A 16,032-nucleotide genomic window follows, 5' to 3' on the forward strand; every position below is an offset into this window, starting at 1 on the left:
AGGTAAAGGTCCTTCTTGTGGCTAAACGTCGAGGAAGCGCACGTCGCGCGCGTTGCGGATGATGAAGTCGCGCCGCGCCTCCACGTCTTCCCCCATCAGCACGCTGAACAGGTCGTCGGCCTGGGCCGCGTCGTCGAGCGTGACCAGGCGCAGCAGCCGGGTCTCCGGGTTCATCGTGGTCTCCCAGAGCTGGCCGGCGTTCATCTCGCCCAGACCCTTGAAGCGCTGTACGTTGTCGCGGGGCCGCGGGTCGGGCTTGCCGTTGGCGATGCCTTCGGCGATGACCGCGTCGCGTTCGCTGTCGGAGTAGGCGTAGGAGGCGTCCTCGCCCTTCCGGTCCCACTTGATCTTGTACAGCGGCGGGCACGACAGGTAGACGTGACCTGCCTCGATCAGCGGCCTCATGAACCTGAACAGCAGCGTCAGCAGCAGCGTGTTGATGTGCTGGCCGTCGACGTCGGCGTCGGCCATGAGGATGACCTTGTGATAGCGCAGCTTGGTGATGTCGAACTCGTCGTGGACGCCGGTGCCCAGGGCGGTGATCAGCGCCTGGACCTCGTTGTTCTTCAGGACCTTGTCGATCCGCGCCTTCTCGACGTTGAGGATCTTGCCGCGGATGGGCAGGATCGCCTGGAAGCGCGAGTCGCGGCCGCCCTTGGCCGAGCCGCCGGCCGAGTCGCCCTCGACGATGAACAGCTCGCACTTCTCCGGGTCGTTCCACTGGCAGTCGGCCAGCTTGCCCGGCAGGCCGCTGCCCGATTCGAGCAGCGACTTGCGCCTGGTCAGGTCGCGGGCCTGGCGGGCCGCGATGCGGGCGCGTGAGGCCTGCAAGGACTTGTTGATGATGTCCTTGGCCTCGCCGGGGTTGCGCTCGAACCAGTCACGCAGGTGGTCGTTGCAGGCCTTCTGCACGAACGACTTCGCCTCGGTGTTGCCGAGCTTGGTCTTGGTCTGGCCCTCGAACTGCGGGTCGGACAGCTTGACCGAGATGATCGCGGTCAGCCCCTCGCGGACGTCCTCGCCGGAGAGGTTGTCGTCCTTGCCCTCCTTGAGGAACTTCTGCTCGCGCGCGTAACGGTTGACGATGGACGTCAGCGCCGCGCGGAAGCCCTCCTCGTGGGTGCCGCCCTCAGCGGTGTTGATGACGTTGGCGAAGCTGTAGACCGACTCCGAGTAGGAGTTGTTCCACTGCATGGCGATCTCGACCGCGAGCCCGTCGCTCTCCTCCTCGAAGGAGATGATCGACGCGTGCGCCGGCTCCTTCTTGGCGTTGAGGTGCTGCACGAAGTCGGCCAGGCCGCCCTCGTAGTGGTAGGAGACGGAGTGCGGCTCGCCGTTGATGTGGTCGGGCCGCTCGTCGACCAGCGTGATCGTCAGGCCCTTGTTGAGGAAGGCCATCTCCTGGAAGCGCCGCGAGAGCGTCTCGTAGTTCCAGGTGGTGGTCTCGAAGACGTCGGGGTCGGGCCAGAACGTGATCGTGGTGCCGGTCTCGTCGGTCTCCTCGCCCTTGGCCAGGGGGGCCGTGGGCTTGGACAGCTCGTAGCGCTGACGCCAGTAGTGGCCGTTCTGCTTGACCTCCACCTCCATGGCGGTGGACAGCGCGTTGACGACGGCCGAGCCGACGCCGTGCAGGCCGCCGGAGACCGCGTACGACTGGCTGTCGAACTTGCCGCCCGCGTGCAACGTGGTCAGCACCAGTTCGACCGCGGAGATCTTCTCCACCGGGTGGATGCCGGTGGGGATGCCTCGGCCGTCGTCGACCACGCGGACGCCGTTGTCGGCGAGCAGCGTGATGTCGATCCTGGTCGCATAACCTGCCAGGGCCTCGTCCACCGCGTTGTCCACGATCTCTTGGACGAGGTGGTGGAGGCCGCGCTCACCGGTGGAGCCGATATACATACCCGGGCGCTTGCGAACCGCCTCAAGCCCCTCGAGTACGGTGATTGAGCTAGCGTCGTAGGACAACTGCGAAATCCTCCTGCCGCGGACACGCGGCTGGGTAGGCGTTCAACCTTCGAAGCTGCCCCTGCCGTGCCCGTCACCGTCGTGAGTGCCCCGATGCGCGGTCACCCGGGGGAGTCGGCTTGCTGCCGGGGTGACACGCAAGCGGACGTGTCCGGAATCCTTTTTCATTCTACCGCTTCCGGAGGGCCAAGGTGGCAATGAACGCGCCTGTGATGCCCTCTAGCTCGATTTGCCCCCTGCCGAGCATCCCCCCTCCGGAAAGGGGGCTTATCGCGTCTCCGGCGGTCTGATCGCCCTTGACAGGCTAGCCGTAGGTGTCGCCGGGACCCCGGCTTCCGGTCACCCGCAACCCGCCTGACGGCCGCGGCGCGTTCTGCGGGCCCCTGACCTTGACCTTCTTGACCGTGCCTTCGCCGAGCTCCTCGTTGAGCCTGCGGACGAGGGTGCGCGCGAGCAGCCGCACCTGCGTCGCCCACGCCGTCGAGTCGGCCGCGATCAGCACCTCGCCGTCGTCGAAGGACTCGGGTCTGGTGTGCATGGCCAGGTCAGGGCCGACGATGGTGGCCCACCGGCCGAACACCGCGCCGACCGCCGCCGACCGCTCCCAGCCGCGGTCGGCCAGCAGGTCGGCGATGGCGCGGCCGAAGAGCTGCGGATCGCCGCCGTCTCTGCGCGGCCCCGCCGCCTTACGTCTGGGCTCGCGCCGGGGGAGCTGGCCGCGTTTGGCGGCGTCGGCCTTGGCCTGGGCCAGCTTCTCCCGCGCCAGCGCCACCCCCCTGGCCGCGGTGTTCTCCCCACCGCCCCCCACAGCCTGTGGACGACCGGCCGCCGAACCACCGGCCGCACCCCCGCCGGCCTCAGGCTGACCGGCCGCGGAACCGCCGGCCTCAGGCTGACCGGCCCGGGACCCGGAGGCAGCCGAGCCACGAGACCCGCCCCTGACACCGCCCGCCTGCGGGCTCTCACCCCCACGGGGGTTGCCGTCATCGGACACGGGTCACGCTCCCTTCCGCGACGTCGTACCTGCCTCCCACCAGCTCCCCCGGCACGTCGTCCGCCACGGCCGCGGTGATCAGCACCTGCTCGGCCGGCGCGACGATCTCGGCCAGCCGGCGCCGCCGCTGGCTGTCGAGCTCGGCGAACACGTCGTCGAGGATCAGCACGGGGTCTCCGCCGTCGGCCCGCAGCAGGTCGTACGCGGCCAGCCGGAGCGCCAGCGCGAACGACCACGACTCGCCGTGGCTGGCGTAGCCCCGGGCGGGCAGGTCGCCGAGGCCGAGGATCAGGTCGTCGCGGTGCGGCCCGACGAGGGTGACGCCCCGGTCGAGCTCCGACTGGCGCACCTCCAATAGCCGCTCCCGCAGACGTTCTTCAAGGGTTTTCCCCAAGTCTGTGGATAACGTCTGTGTATCGAAAGATCCCCGCTCACCGGGGACTTCGCCCTCCTGGTCACCCTCACCCTGGTCCCCACCTGTGGACAACGTGCTGCGGTAGGCGAGGGTCGCCGGAGCGCTCGACGGGGCCAGCGCGGCATAGGCCCCGGCCACCAGCGGGCGCAGCGCCTCGATGAGCTCCAGCCGGGCCCGCAACAGCTCCGCGCCGTGCCGGGCGAGGTGGGCGTCCCAGACCTCCAGAGTGCTCAGCACGTCGCCCGCGCCGGCCGCCGCGAACCCGCTGTCGCCCTCCTGCCGCCGGGCGCTCCTGCTGCCTCTGCGGGCCTGCGCGGCCGTACGCAGCAGGGCGCCGCGCTGCTTCAGCACGCGGTCGTAGTCGGCGCGGACCCCGGCGAACCTGGGGGCCCTGGCCACGAGCAGGTCGTCGAGGAAACGGCGGCGCTCGGACGGGTCGCCCTTGGACAGCGATAGGTCCTCGGGAGCGAACAGGACGGTGCGCAGCAGGCCGACGGCGTCGCGGGCCCTGGACACGGGGGAGCGGTTGAGCCGGGCGCGGTTGGCCCGGCCCGGGTTGATCTCCAGCTCGATGAGCGCCCGCCGGTCGTCCCGCTGGACGGCGCAGCGCACGATCGCCCTGGTGGCGCCCTGCCGCACGAGCGGCGCGTCGCCGGCCACCCGGTGGCTGGAGTGCGTCGCGACGTAGCCGAGGGCCTCGACCAGGTTGGTCTTGCCCTGGCCGTTGGGCCCCACGAAGGCCGTAACGCCCGGCTCCAGGCCGAGCTCCACGGACGCGTAGGACCGGAAGTCGGTCAGCGAGAGGTGGGCGACATGCACCCCACGAAGGTTAGTGGGCCTCGCGGGCCACCGGGGTCACCGGCATGCGTTCTTGTGGAAAACCCTGGCCGTTGTGGAAAACCTCGCCTCCGAGCCGACGACACTGGGCGAACCAGCGGCCGGGGCGCCCGAGCGGTCCGGGCCGGTCAGCGGTCGAGCTCGCGCGGCGGTGTCACGTCGGCGCCGGGGGAGTCGGCGCCCTTCTCCGTGCCGCCCTCGGCCGAGGTGGTGGCGTGGCCGCCGAACTGGTTGCGCAGCGCCGCCACGACCTTCATCGCGGGGGAGTCGTCCTGCCGCGAGGCGAACCTGGCGTAGAGCGCGGCGGTGATCACGGGCAGCGGGACCGCGTGGTCGACCGCGGCCTGCACCGTCCACCGGCCCTCGCCGGAGTCCTGGGCGTAGCCGCGGAGCTGTTCGAGGTGCTCGTCGTCGTCGAGCGCCCGGACCATCAGGTCGAGCAGCCAGGAGCGGATCACGGTGCCGGTGCGCCAGCTGCTGAAGGAGCCCTTGACGTCCTTCACGACGTCGGAGGCTTCCAGCAGCTCCCAGCCCTCGGCGAAGGCCTGCATCATGCCGTATTCGATGCCGTTGTGGACCATCTTCGCGAAGTGGCCCGCGCCGACGTCGCCGGCGTGGACGAAGCCGTCCTCGCCCTCCGGCTTGAGCGTGTCGAAGATCGGCATGAGGCGGTCGACGTCGGGCTTGTCGCCGCCGCACATGAGCGCGTAGCCGTTCTGCAGGCCCCAGACGCCGCCGCTCACGCCGCAGTCGACGAAGCCGATGCCCTTCTTGGACAGCTCGGCGGCGTGCTTCTGGTCATCCACATAGTGGGAGTTTCCGCCGTCGACCACGAGGTCGCCCTCGTTGAGCAGCTCGCCGAGATCGTCGATGGTGCTCTGGGTGGCCTTGCCGGCCGGGACCATGACCCAGATCGCGCGCGGTGTCTGGAGGCGTTCGGCCAGCTCCTTGAGGCTGCCGACGTCGCTGACCGCCGGATCGCGATCGTAGCCGATCACCTCGTGACCACCGCGGCGCAGCCTCTCGGCCATGTTGCCGCCCATCTTGCCCAGTCCCACCATGCCGATCTGCATGACTGTCCTCTACCCCCTTGTCAGGCTTCCATCATTCCCGACGACCGGTTCAGCCTGACAGGCGGATGGGCATGATCAGATAACGGTAGTCCGTGGTGGCTTGATCCTCCACAGGCTTGCCACCGGTGAGGATAGCGGGCTTCGTCGACGTGGTCATCTGCAGCCGGGCGATGTCGGAGTCGATGGCTCCCAGACCTTCCAGCAGGAACTGGTGGTTGAAGGCGATGTTCATCTCATCTCCCTCGTAATCCACCGGAAGCGCCTCGACGGCCTGCGCCTCGTCGCCGCTGCCGGCCTCCAGCACGACCTCGCCGCTCTTGAACGCCAGGCGTACCGGAGTGTTGCGCTCGGCGACCAGGGCCACGCGCTTGACCGCCTCGACGAACGGGCCTGTGGACAGGTCGGCGCGGGCGGAGAACTCGGTCGGCAGCAGCGAGCGGTACTTCGGGAACTCGGGGTCGAGCAGGCGCGTCGTCGTACGGCGTCCGGCGCTGGAGAAGCCGATCATGCCTTCGCCGGTGCCTCCCGCGGAGCTCAGCGCGATCTCGACCTCGGCGCCGGTCGCACCGAGCGCCTTGGCCGTGTCGGCGAGCGTCTTGCCGGGGATCATCGCGATGGCGGAGAAGTCGGGCTGGCCCGGCTGCCACTTGAGCTCGCGCACGGCCAGCCGGTAGCGGTCGGTCGCGGCGAGGGTCACCGTGTCGCCCTCGATCTCCATCCGTACGCCGGTGAGCATCGGCAGCGTGTCGTCGCGACCGGCGGCGACGGCGACCTGGCCGACGGCGGAGGCGAACACGTCGCTGCCGACCCGGCCCGCGGCCGGCGGCATGGCCGGCAGGGACGGGTAGTCCTCCACCGGCATGGTCAGCAGGGTGAAGCGGGCGCTGCCGCACGTGACGACGGCCTTGGCTCCGTCCACCACGAAGTCCACAGGCTGTGCGGGAAGCGCGCGCGTGATCTCGGCGAGCAGCTTGCCCGAGACCAGCACGACGCCCGGCTCGCCCGTGTGGACCTCGAGCGTCACCTCGGCGGAGACCTCGTAGTCGAAACCGGAGAGCTTGAGCTGCGTCCCCTCCGTGACCTCCAGGCGCATGCCGGCGAGAACGGGAACCGACGGACGCGCCGGAAGGCTGCGTGCCGTCCATGCCACCGCCTCAGCGAGGACGTCTCGCTCGATTCGGAACATCACGGTGATCAGCCTCCTGGGTTCGTCGTTGATTCAAGGATCTCAAGGATCCACCCTCCCGGACTCGCGCTCCGGGAGAACCCCTCTATGGGTCTTTGAGTTTCCTAGTTAGAGATATAGAGGTCATCACACTAGGGGCTGTGGGAACTGTGGACAACCGGCGTCTTGGCTGGTCAGCGGCCATATTTTCATCCACTGGGGATGTGGGTGACGCCTGGGGAGAACTTCCGCGCCTGGGGACGACGATTCTTCGTGCACAGGCCGTCCCCAGATCATGGTGCCTTCATCCACCGTCAGTCCGGGGTTATCCACGAGGTTTCCACAGGTTGTCCACGGGGTAAAAGCGGCCCTTCTGGAGCCCCAGATCCGTTGTTCACAGTCTGTCCACACGCTGTCCACTGGTAGTCCCCAGGTTCTCCCCAGGATGTCCCCACCCTTGTCCCCAACCAATGTGGACGGATTTTTCCCACCATTGCCGGGCGAACGGCGAGTGAATTTTTGCGTTTGCGCTGGTCCACAGCGTTTTCCACAGGCTGTGTATGAACTCAAGATCCACGCTGTGTCTGCTTGATCCGCATTGTCAGCTCGTTGACCTGGTTGTACATCGACCTGCGCTCGGCGATCAGCGACCGGATCTTGCGTTCGGCGTGCATCACGGTGGTGTGGTCGCGGCCGCCGAACTGCTGGCCGATCTTCGGCAGCGACAGCTCGGTCAGCTCGCGGGCGAGGTACATCGCGATCTGTCTGGCGTTGACGAGCGCCCGGCTGCGGGAGGTGCCGCACAGGTCGTCGATGCTGATGCCGAAGTACTGGGCGGTCTGGTTCATGATCGCCGCGATGGTGATCTCGGTGTCGGACTCCGAGGTGATGAGGTCCTTCAGCACGACCTCGGCCAGCTGCAGGTCGACACCCTGCCGGTTGAGGCTGGCGAACGCGGTGACCCTGATCAGCGCGCCCTCCAGCTCACGGATGTTGGTGGAGATGCGGCTGGCGATGTATTCGAGCACCTCGGGCGGCGCGGCCAGGCCCTCCTGGATGGCCTTCTTCCTGAGGATGGCGATGCGCGTCTCCAGCTCGGGCGGCTGGACGTCGGTGATCAGGCCCCACTCGAACCGGTTGCGCAGCCGGTCCTCCAGCGTGATGAGCTGCTTGGGCGCCCGGTCGCTGGAGATGACGATCTGCTTGTTGGCGTTGTGCAGCGTGTTGAAGGTGTGGAAGAACTCCTCCTGCGTCTGCTCCTTGCCCTCCAGGAACTGGATGTCGTCCACGAGCAGGATGTCGATCGCCCGGTAGCGGCCGCGGAAGCCGTCGGCCTTGTGGTCGCGGATGCTGTTGATGAAGTCGTTGGTGAACTCCTCGGAGCTCACGTATCTGACCCGGGCGCCGTCGTACAGGCTCTGGGCGTAATGCCCGATGGCGTGCAGCAGGTGCGTCTTGCCCAGCCCGGAGTCCCCGTAAATGAACAGCGGGTTGTACGCCTTCGCCGGCGACTCGGCCACCGCCACCGCCGCCGCGTGGGCGAAGCGATTGCTGGCACCGATGACGAATGTCTCAAATGTGTACTTCTGATTTAGCCTGGCCGGTTCGCTGGGCTTGTTGCTCTTCGCCTCCCACCGATTCGGCGCCGGTTCCGGCGTCTTCTCCACAGGCGGTGTGTACGGCTGCGCCTGTTCAAAAGAGAAGCCCTGCTGTGGATATTCGGTGGATATCTGTGGCGGCTCGGGCTGTGGAGAATAGAACTGAGGGGGCTCGGAAGCCGGGTTGTGCTGCGGTTGCGCGGGCTGTGCATAACGCAGCTGACTCTCCACACCCTGGGGATAACTCTGAGTCACAGGCTGTTGATGAGAGTCGACGGAAGGCTGTTCCGGGGCCGTGGTGTCGATCATCACGGCCAGCCGCATGGTCCGGCCGAGCTCCTGAGAGAGCGCGTGCGCGACCAGCGGGCGCAGTTTTCCCTCGATCAGGTCCTTGAGGAAGTCGTTGGGGACGCCGAGCACGATCGTGTCGTTGGCCAGGGCGATCGGACGCACCATCGACAGCCAGGTGCGCTGCTGGATCGGCACGTTCTCGTTGAGGAAGTTGCTCAGGGCGCTCGCCCATACCGTGCCGAGGTCGACACCGTTCATGGTGCGGTTCCCCTCCTCCATCTCGCGGCCCCCCGCGATCGTTTATCCACATGGCACGACCGCCCGCTGATGATCGACGGCCCTTCGTCCACACGTGTCGGCCGGGCATCCCGCCCACGCTCTCCACAGGAGATCCACAGACTGTCCACAGCGCTTGAGCGGGCCTGGAAGGGCCGACAGTATCCATGTGCACAGCTGTGTTCAAGACGTTGTCCACAGCCTAGTGGTACCTGGGTACACATACTGTGGACGTGGGGCCGGCGGTGGACAAGTGGCCTGTGGATTAGTGGATAACCGGTCCGGTTTGACCTGGACGGTGCTTGCCCCGTAACGTACGACGGTCGGCTTGTCACGCGACGGCTATTTCGCGTGCCCTCGCTTCCTTGACAGGCCATCCATGAGTGTTAAGCGCCTTCGTGGCGCACCATCAAGCCTGGAGCCCACCCGTGAGCAAGCGTACTTTCCAGCCGAACAACCGTCGCCGCGCGAAGACCCACGGCTTCCGGCTGCGGATGCGCACCCGGGCCGGTCGCGCCATCCTCGCCGCTCGCCGCCGTAAGGGCCGCGAGAAGCTGTCGGCCTGATCGTCCCTCGCGTTAGCAGCCCGCCGGTGCCTCATACCGGCGGGCGTTAGACGTATACGGTGCTGTCCCGTCAATCCCGCATGCGCCGCGGGGAGGAGTTCGAGGCGGCGGTCAAGCGCGGCAAACGCGCCGGCCGCCCAACTCTCGTGGTGCATTTCACCATTTCCGGGGAAGAGTCACCCCGGGTCGGTTTCGTCGTGAGCAAGGCCGTCGGTGGCGCGGTGACCAGGAACAAGGTCAAGCGGCGGCTTCGACACCTCATGCGGGACCGTCTCGACGCGCTGCCACGAGGTAGCCTGCTTGTGGTACGCGCCAACCCACCGGCCGCGTCCGCGGGATTCGAGCAACTGGCCGCCGAACTCGATCTCGCGCTGGCTCGTTTGCTCAGGCGGCGCGAGTCCTCGACGGGCGGACAGAAGAGATGACGGAGCAACCGCAAGGGGCGGCGCCGGGCCTGGCGGCCCGGGCGCTGATCGTCCCCATCCGGTTCTACCGGGCGTTCATCAGCCCGCTGCTCGGTCCACGCTGCCGGTTCTACCCGTCCTGCAGCCAGTACGGACTCGAAGCGATCGCCGTACATGGAGCATTGCGCGGCACATGGCTGACTGTCCGGCGCATCGGGCGGTGCCACCCATTCCATCCCGGAGGTATTGACCCGGTGCCCCCACGCCCGGTCCGGTCCCACGAAACGCAAGGGAGATAGCTCGGTGGAGCTGTCCTGGCTGAGCTGGCTGTACCAAGCCGTAGCCCAAGTCATCATCTGGATCCATACTGCATACAGCACGGTCCTCAACCCGGACAGCGGGCTGACCTGGGCGTTGACGATCATCACGCTGACCGTGTTCATGCGGATCCTGATCTTCCCGCTCTTCCTCAAGCAGATGCGATCGTCGCGGAAGATGCAGGAACTCGCCCCCAAGGTTCAAGAGCTGCGCAAGCGTTACAAGAACGACAAGCAGCGGATGAACCAGGAGGTCATGGCGCTCTACCAGGGCGCTGGCGCCAACCCGCTCGGCGGCTGCCTGCCGGTCGTGGCCCAGTTCCCGATCTTCATCTCCATGTTCACCGTCCTGCACAACATGGCTGACGGTCACGCCAAGTACGGCATGACGCAGGAGCTGGTCGACAGCGCCAGGGCGGCGCACATCTTCGGCGCGCCGCTGCCCGCCAACTTCTTCATGTCGGAGGCGCAGCTCCAGACGTTCGGCGCCGGCAACATCCAGACCAAGGTGGTCCTGGGGATCTTCGTCGCGGTCAGCTCGCTGACCACGTTCCTCACCGTCCGGCAGAGCGTCACCCGCTCCATGGCTCAGATGCCGGACAACCCCATGGCGCAGCAGCAGAAGATCCTCATGTACATCTCGCCGCTGTTCGCCTTCTTCAGCCTCAACTTCCCCCTCGGTCTGATCATGTACTGGGTCACCACCAACCTGTGGACGCTCGGTCAGCAGCACTGGTTCTACAGCCGCAACCCGATGCCGCAGTACGACGCCAAGGGCAACGTCATCCCGGTCGAGCCGAAGGCCGGTCTGATCGGCAAGCTCCGCAAGACCACTCCGGAAGAACAGGCCCCGCCGCCCCCTCCGGAGCCTAAGATCATCAGACAGCAGCCGAGCAGGCAGAGCCGCAGCAAGCGCACCGGCAGCAAGAAGTCGTGAACACGAAGGAGAGGCCGGCCATGACCGAGGCCGAGCAGGAGAAGGCTCCTGATCTCAATGCGCTGGAGCAGGAAGGCGAGATCGCTGCCGACTACGTCGAAGGGCTTCTCGACATCGCCGACATCGACGGCGACATCGACATGGACGTCGAAGGCGATCGCGCCCTGGTCTCCGTCGTCGGGCTGAAGGGGACGGAGCTGGTCGGGCCGGCCGGAGAGGTTCTCGAGGCGCTGCAGGAGCTGACCCGCCTGGCCGTGCACCGGCAGACGGGGGAGCGCTCGCGGCTGATGCTCGACGTGGCGGGCTACCGCGAACGCCGCCGGGCCGAGCTCACCAAGCTCGGCACCGAGATCGCCAACCAGGTCAAGGAGCGGGACGAGCCCAAGTCGCTGCAGCCGATGACCCCGTTCGAACGCAAGATCGTCCACGACGCGGTGGCCGCCGCCGGACTCCGCAGTGAGTCCGAGGGTGAGGAGCCGCAGCGGTACGTGGTGGTCCTGCCCGCCTGAGGCGCGTCACGCCATCCGATCCGGCCGTCTGCCCGCCGTCGCGCGCGGTAGACGGCCGTTTCGCGTTCACGACCCTCTGTCTTCGGTACGGAGCCGCGACCGGCAAGGCCGGGCCGGGACCCCGGCGGCGGGGTCGGTCGCCCGTGGCCGGCCGACGGCGCGCTCACAGGCCACCTTCATCCGGGCCCGCTAGTCTTCCCTTGTGATCTCACCCTTAGCCTTGGGTGAAGACCGGACTCTCAGACACCGTCGCCTTACCGTGTTGATTCCGCTTCCTTCGCGTCGGGGTCACGAGACCAGGCGGCGAACCCGTTCCAGCACGCACGACACCGAGCATGGGCGACCAGCCCCAGAAAGGCCACCGACCAGTGAGCGATGAGCTTCCGGAGCCTCCGGAGATAGCGCGGGACGTCTTCGTCGGGGAGGCTTGGGACCGTGCCGGCGCGTTCGCCGAGCTGCTCGCGGGACCCGGCGTGGTCCGCGGACTGCTGGGTCCGCGGGAGGTGCCCCGGATCTGGGATCGCCACCTGCTCAACTGCGCCGTCGTGGCCGAGGCCGTGCCGGAGGAGGTGCGGCTGGTGGACATCGGCTCCGGCGCCGGCCTGCCCGGGCTGGTGCTGGCGATCGTCCGGCAGGACATCACGGTTACGCTGCTGGAGCCGCTGCTGCGTCGTACCGTGTTCCTGGAGGAATGCGTCGAGGCGCTCAAGCTCGACAACGTCGAGGTGCTGCGCGGCCGGGCGGAGGAACTGGCCGGTCAGCGCGAGTTCGACGTGGCCAGCGCTCGCGCGGTCGCGCCGCTCGACCGGCTCCTGACCTGGGCGATGCCGCTGCTGCGCGAGGGCGGCGAGCTGATCGCGATGAAGGGGGAGCGGGCCGCCGGCGAACTCGCCGAAGCGCAGTCGCAATTGCAGGCCAGCGGAGCGGGAACGGCCGAGCTTGTGACCGTCGGGCACGGTAAGGTCGAGCCGCCTGCAACATTGGTTCGGGTGGTAGCGGGTCGCGCGCCAGAGCAAGCCAGGCGGCGACGAAGGAGGTGACGGTTGTGCCAGTCGCGTCAAGCGGTCTTGGCTGGCCGGACAGCCGTCCGTCTGAGAGCCCAACCGGAGTTGGCTGGCCCGAAATGGGCGTGTCGCGACAGCAAATTCCCGGCACCGGCACACCACTGGTTGAAAGGATGGCCATCGTGACCCAGACCCCCCTGAACCCCGGTGATTCGCCGTTGGTACGAGAGGCGCTCAGCTCAGTGGTTTCACGTGAAACATCTGCAACCCAGACGGCCGCCCAGCCCGGCGAGACCTCCGGCGATGGCGACGGCACCTGGCCGCGCCCGTCCGAGACCCGAGTGATCGCGGTGGCCAACCAGAAGGGCGGCGTGGGCAAGACGACCACGTCGGTCAACATCGCCGCCGCCCTGTCGATGCACGGCCAGCGTGTCCTCGTGGTGGACCTCGACCCCCAGGGCAACGCTTCCACGGCTTTGGCGACCGAGCATCGTGGCGACGTTCCCGATGTGTATCAGGTGCTCGTGGACGATCTTCCCATGGCGGACATCGTCAAGCAGGTGCCGGAGATGCCGAACCTCTATTGCGCACCCGCCACCATTGATCTTGCCGGTGCTGAGATCGAGCTGGTCTCGTTGGTGGCCAGAGAGGCGCGGCTGCGGCGGGCGCTGGCGGCGTACGAGGCGATGGAGCTCGACTACATCATCATCGACTGCCCGCCCTCACTCGGCCTGCTGACCGTCAACGCGCTGGTGGCCGCGGACGAGGTGATGATCCCGATCCAGTGCGAGTACTACGCCCTGGAGGGCCTCGGGCAGTTGCTCAGGAACGTGGACCTGATCAAGGCGCACCTCAACCCGACGCTGCGCCTGTCGACGATCGTGCTGACGATGTACGACGGCCGCACCCGGCTGGCTTCGCAGGTGGCCGACGAGGTACGGGCGCACTTCGGGGACACGGTGCTCAGCACGGTGATCCCGCGGAGCGTGCGCTTGTCGGAGGCGCCCAGCTATGGGCAGTCGGTGATGACGTACGATCCGGGGTCGAGCGGGGCGATGGCGTACATGGACGCGGCCCGCGAGATCGCCCACCGCGCCACCGTCGCCTGACCTTCACTCGTCGCCACGTTGGAGTTGAGCCGGACGGGCGGGCTCGTGGATGCCGTGACTTCGCGAGTTCGATGAGCGCTTCAGGCCAGCCGATGATGCGCGCCGGCCTTCGCTGAGTCGGGTGGTATCCCGACGGAGCACATCGCCGACCCTCGCGCTGGCCCGCAGCTCATCCAGACGCCTCCTGCACGACACCGCGCCCGGCAACATGAGGCGCGGCGTCGACATCGAGTCGGCATCGCCAGGCGTGCGTAGGGGAAGTCGGGTGCTGGATTGTGCGCGGCATGTCCTTTTCGTGCCGCGCCGATCTGTCGTGCCGCCCCGACCTGTCGTGCGGCGCCCTATTTGTCGTGCGGCCGTGCTGCCTCGTCAACTGCCGTGCCACCCGACTTCGGTTGAGGCGGCCAGGAAGGGCGGCGGAGAACGGATCTCCTGCAGCCGGCTCCGCCGACGGCGGTGCACCTCTGTACTGACGATGCGCTTCCATGCCGGCGGTGTTTGCCGTGTCGGGTCGTGCTCTGCCGTGTCGGCGGTGCTCTGCTCGTGCCGAGTCCGCGCTCCGCCGGGCCCGTGCTCTGCCGGGCCCGCGCTCTGCCGGGCCCGCGCCCACCAGGGCCCGTGCTCACTCGGGCCCGTGCTCACTCGGGCCCGTGCTCACTCGGGCCCGTGCTCTGCCAGGGTCGTGCTCTGCCAGGGTGGCGGTGTGTCCGTGGACGCCCGTTTGAGCACCCGGCACCAGAACGCAGCGGCGTCGCGCGGGAAGCACCCCTGTGCAAACAACCCCCTACGAGGACCTCGTGCGGGCCCTGGATGGAGGCCCGCCTCACCGCCCATGTGGTTGCCGATCTACGTCACCTTCATCCCCGTCGCATGCGTACCGAGGCGCTTGCGTACTCCCGCGCGGGCACCTCCGTGTGAGAACCGCCGTGCGGGCACTCTCGGGCGAGCACCCTCATGCGACCAGCCTCCGTCGGACGCGGGACTGCGGACGAGGGACTGCGGACGCGGGATACGGACGCCGTCCTACGGACACGACTGCGGACGCCGGCATCGAGCGTGGGCTACGCACGCCGCCGCCTACAGGCGGCGTGCGCCACGAACGTGAACTACAGGCGTGAACTTCCACATCTTGGGGCTCAGTCACGGGTTGGGCAGGTTTGTGACCGTGTCGGTGTAAATCCAACTGGGCGGTGTGTGGCGAGGGGGCACTACGTCGGGCCCACGACGGTAACCTTCCCTGGAGTGACCGGAATCGACCGGCTGGATGAGGAGACGCAGTGAGTCAGCAGCGGCGGGGATTGGGCAAGGGGCTCGGGGCGCTCATCCCGACCGGTCCTATCGTTGACGGCACGGGGACGGCTCCGTCCCCTGCGAATGGTTCAACGGGGGAGACGGGGCCGAAGCCGATCGCCGGGGCGTACTTCAAAGAGGTCGCTCTGTCCGCGATCGTCCCCAATCCACGTCAGCCTCGTGACATCTTCGACGCGGAGCGCTTGGAGGAATTGGCGGCATCCATCCGCGAGGTGGGTCTGCTGCAGCCGATCGTGGTGCGTTCGGTGGGTGGCGGTCAGTACGAGCTGATCATGGGGGAGCGGCGTTGGCGGGCCTGCCAGCAGGTCGGCTTGGATCCGGTGCCGGCGATCGTGCGCAACACCCAGGACACCGATCTCCTGCGGGACGCGCTGATCGAGAACTTGCAACGTGAGCAGCTGAACGCTCTTGAAGAGGCGGCGGCCTATCAGCAGCTGCTTGACGACTTCCAGGCGACGCACGACCAGCTCGCCAAGAAGGTCGGTCGCTCCCGCTCCCACATCACGAACACCCTCCGCCTGCTGAACCTCCCACCCGAAGTCCAGCGCACGGTGGCGGCCGGTGTCATCAGCGCGGGCCACGCCCGCGCCCTCCTCGGTCTCAACAGCGCCGAAGAACAACTACAGCTCGCCAAGCGAATCGTCGCCGAACTCCTCTCGGTACGGGCGGTCGAGGAGATCGTCGCCATGGGCAGCGCCACGGCGGCCCAGAAGCCAGTACGGGAGCGCCAGCCGGCCAAGCCCACCGCCCCCGGCCTCACCCACCTCGCCGACCGCCTCTCGGATCATTTCGAGACCAAGGTGAAGGTGGACCTGGGACGCCGGAAGGGACGGATCGTCGTGGAGTTCGCCACGATCGACGACCTCGAGCGCATCATCGGAACGATGGCCCCGGAGGCGGCGCGGGCGATGCGAGAGTCCGAGGACTAACCGACCAAGGGTTGGGGCGTGTGTTTCACGTGAAACACACGCCCTTCGTCTTGCCCAGCAACACCCCCATCGCCCACCTCCCGTCGCTGCCACACACCTCCAAAGCCCACCGCCTCCAAAGCCCACCGCCTCCAAACCCATCGCCTTCGCCGTCCTCCGCCTTCGCCGTCCTCCGCCTTCGCCGTCCTCCGCCTTCGCCGTCCTCCGCCTTCGCCGTCCTCCGCCTTCGCCGTCCTCCGCCTTCGCCGTCCTCCGCCTTCGCCGTCCTCCGCCTTCGCCGTCCTCCGCCTTCGCCGTCCTCCGCCTTCGCCGTCCTCCGCCTTCGCCGTCCT

At 67.8% G+C, this 16,032-nt stretch carries 14 protein-coding genes; 8 read left to right on the plus strand and 6 right to left on the minus strand.

Annotated features, from left to right (window positions below; translation table 11 throughout):
* Positions 1 to 21: 21 nt before the first annotated feature.
* The 6 genes from gyrB to dnaA form a co-directional block, all read right to left on the minus strand.
* A complete protein-coding gene (gene gyrB, locus B0I32_RS52655) occupies positions 22 to 1,965 on the minus strand; it encodes a DNA topoisomerase (ATP-hydrolyzing) subunit B (RefSeq protein WP_106252707.1) in 1,944 nt (647 codons plus the stop codon).
* Positions 1,966 to 2,269: 304 nt separating this feature from the next.
* Positions 2,270 to 2,773 (minus strand): DciA family protein, encoded by a 504-nt coding sequence (locus B0I32_RS52660; protein ID WP_245956685.1) that lies wholly within the window; start codon positions 2,771 to 2,773, stop codon positions 2,270 to 2,272.
* 175 nt (positions 2,774 to 2,948) lie between these two features.
* Positions 2,949 to 4,193 carry a DNA replication/repair protein RecF gene (gene recF, locus B0I32_RS52665; RefSeq protein WP_106252709.1) on the minus strand — a complete coding sequence of 415 codons (1,245 nt, stop codon included), beginning with the start codon at positions 4,191 to 4,193 and terminating at the stop codon, positions 2,949 to 2,951.
* A gap of 146 nt (positions 4,194 to 4,339) precedes the next feature.
* Positions 4,340 to 5,284, minus strand: a complete 945-nt coding sequence (gene gnd / locus B0I32_RS52670) for a phosphogluconate dehydrogenase (NAD(+)-dependent, decarboxylating) (RefSeq protein ID WP_106252710.1) — start codon at positions 5,282 to 5,284, stop codon at positions 4,340 to 4,342.
* Between the two features lie 49 nt (positions 5,285 to 5,333).
* Complete coding sequence (gene dnaN, locus B0I32_RS52675; RefSeq protein WP_106252712.1) at positions 5,334 to 6,473, minus strand: DNA polymerase III subunit beta; 1,140 nt, start codon at positions 6,471 to 6,473, stop codon at positions 5,334 to 5,336.
* A 542-nt stretch (positions 6,474 to 7,015) separates the two neighbouring features.
* Positions 7,016 to 8,596, minus strand: a complete 1,581-nt coding sequence (gene dnaA / locus B0I32_RS52680) for a chromosomal replication initiator protein DnaA (RefSeq protein ID WP_106252737.1) — start codon at positions 8,594 to 8,596, stop codon at positions 7,016 to 7,018.
* Between the two features lie 446 nt (positions 8,597 to 9,042).
* Here dnaA and rpmH point away from each other — a divergent pair, with 446 nt between their 5' ends.
* The 8 genes from rpmH (at position 9,043) to B0I32_RS52720 (ending at position 15,700) form a co-directional block, all read left to right on the plus strand.
* Positions 9,043 to 9,180 (plus strand): 50S ribosomal protein L34, encoded by a 138-nt coding sequence (gene rpmH / locus B0I32_RS52685; RefSeq protein ID WP_043614899.1) that lies wholly within the window; start codon positions 9,043 to 9,045, stop codon positions 9,178 to 9,180.
* 59 nt (positions 9,181 to 9,239) lie between these two features.
* Entirely contained in the window at positions 9,240 to 9,605 is a 366-nt protein-coding gene (rnpA, locus tag B0I32_RS52690; protein WP_106252714.1) for a ribonuclease P protein component, read from the plus strand.
* Positions 9,602 to 9,883 (plus strand): membrane protein insertion efficiency factor YidD, encoded by a 282-nt coding sequence (gene yidD, locus B0I32_RS52695; protein WP_106252716.1) that lies wholly within the window; start codon positions 9,602 to 9,604, stop codon positions 9,881 to 9,883. Before rnpA ends, yidD begins: the two co-directional genes overlap by 4 nt.
* A 4-nt stretch (positions 9,884 to 9,887) precedes the next feature.
* A complete protein-coding gene (yidC, locus tag B0I32_RS52700) occupies positions 9,888 to 10,838 on the plus strand; it encodes a membrane protein insertase YidC (protein ID WP_106252718.1) in 951 nt (316 codons plus the stop codon).
* A gap of 20 nt (positions 10,839 to 10,858) precedes the next feature.
* Entirely contained in the window at positions 10,859 to 11,347 is a 489-nt protein-coding gene (locus B0I32_RS52705) for a Jag family protein (protein WP_106252719.1), read from the plus strand.
* A gap of 335 nt (positions 11,348 to 11,682) precedes the next feature.
* A complete protein-coding gene (gene rsmG / locus B0I32_RS52710; RefSeq protein ID WP_181308766.1) occupies positions 11,683 to 12,387 on the plus strand; it encodes a 16S rRNA (guanine(527)-N(7))-methyltransferase RsmG in 705 nt (234 codons plus the stop codon).
* A gap of 137 nt (positions 12,388 to 12,524) precedes the next feature.
* Positions 12,525 to 13,460 carry a ParA family protein gene (locus B0I32_RS52715; protein ID WP_219912482.1) on the plus strand — a complete coding sequence of 312 codons (936 nt, stop codon included), beginning with the start codon at positions 12,525 to 12,527 and terminating at the stop codon, positions 13,458 to 13,460.
* 1,277 nt (positions 13,461 to 14,737) lie between these two features.
* Entirely contained in the window at positions 14,738 to 15,700 is a 963-nt protein-coding gene (locus B0I32_RS52720) for a ParB/RepB/Spo0J family partition protein (protein ID WP_106252726.1), read from the plus strand.
* The last annotated feature ends 332 nt before the right edge of the window (positions 15,701 to 16,032 follow it).

Origin of the sequence: Nonomuraea fuscirosea, from assembly GCF_003001935.1 — a bacterium.
GTDB classification, from domain to species: Bacteria; Actinomycetota; Actinomycetes; order Streptosporangiales; family Streptosporangiaceae; genus Nonomuraea; species Nonomuraea fuscirosea.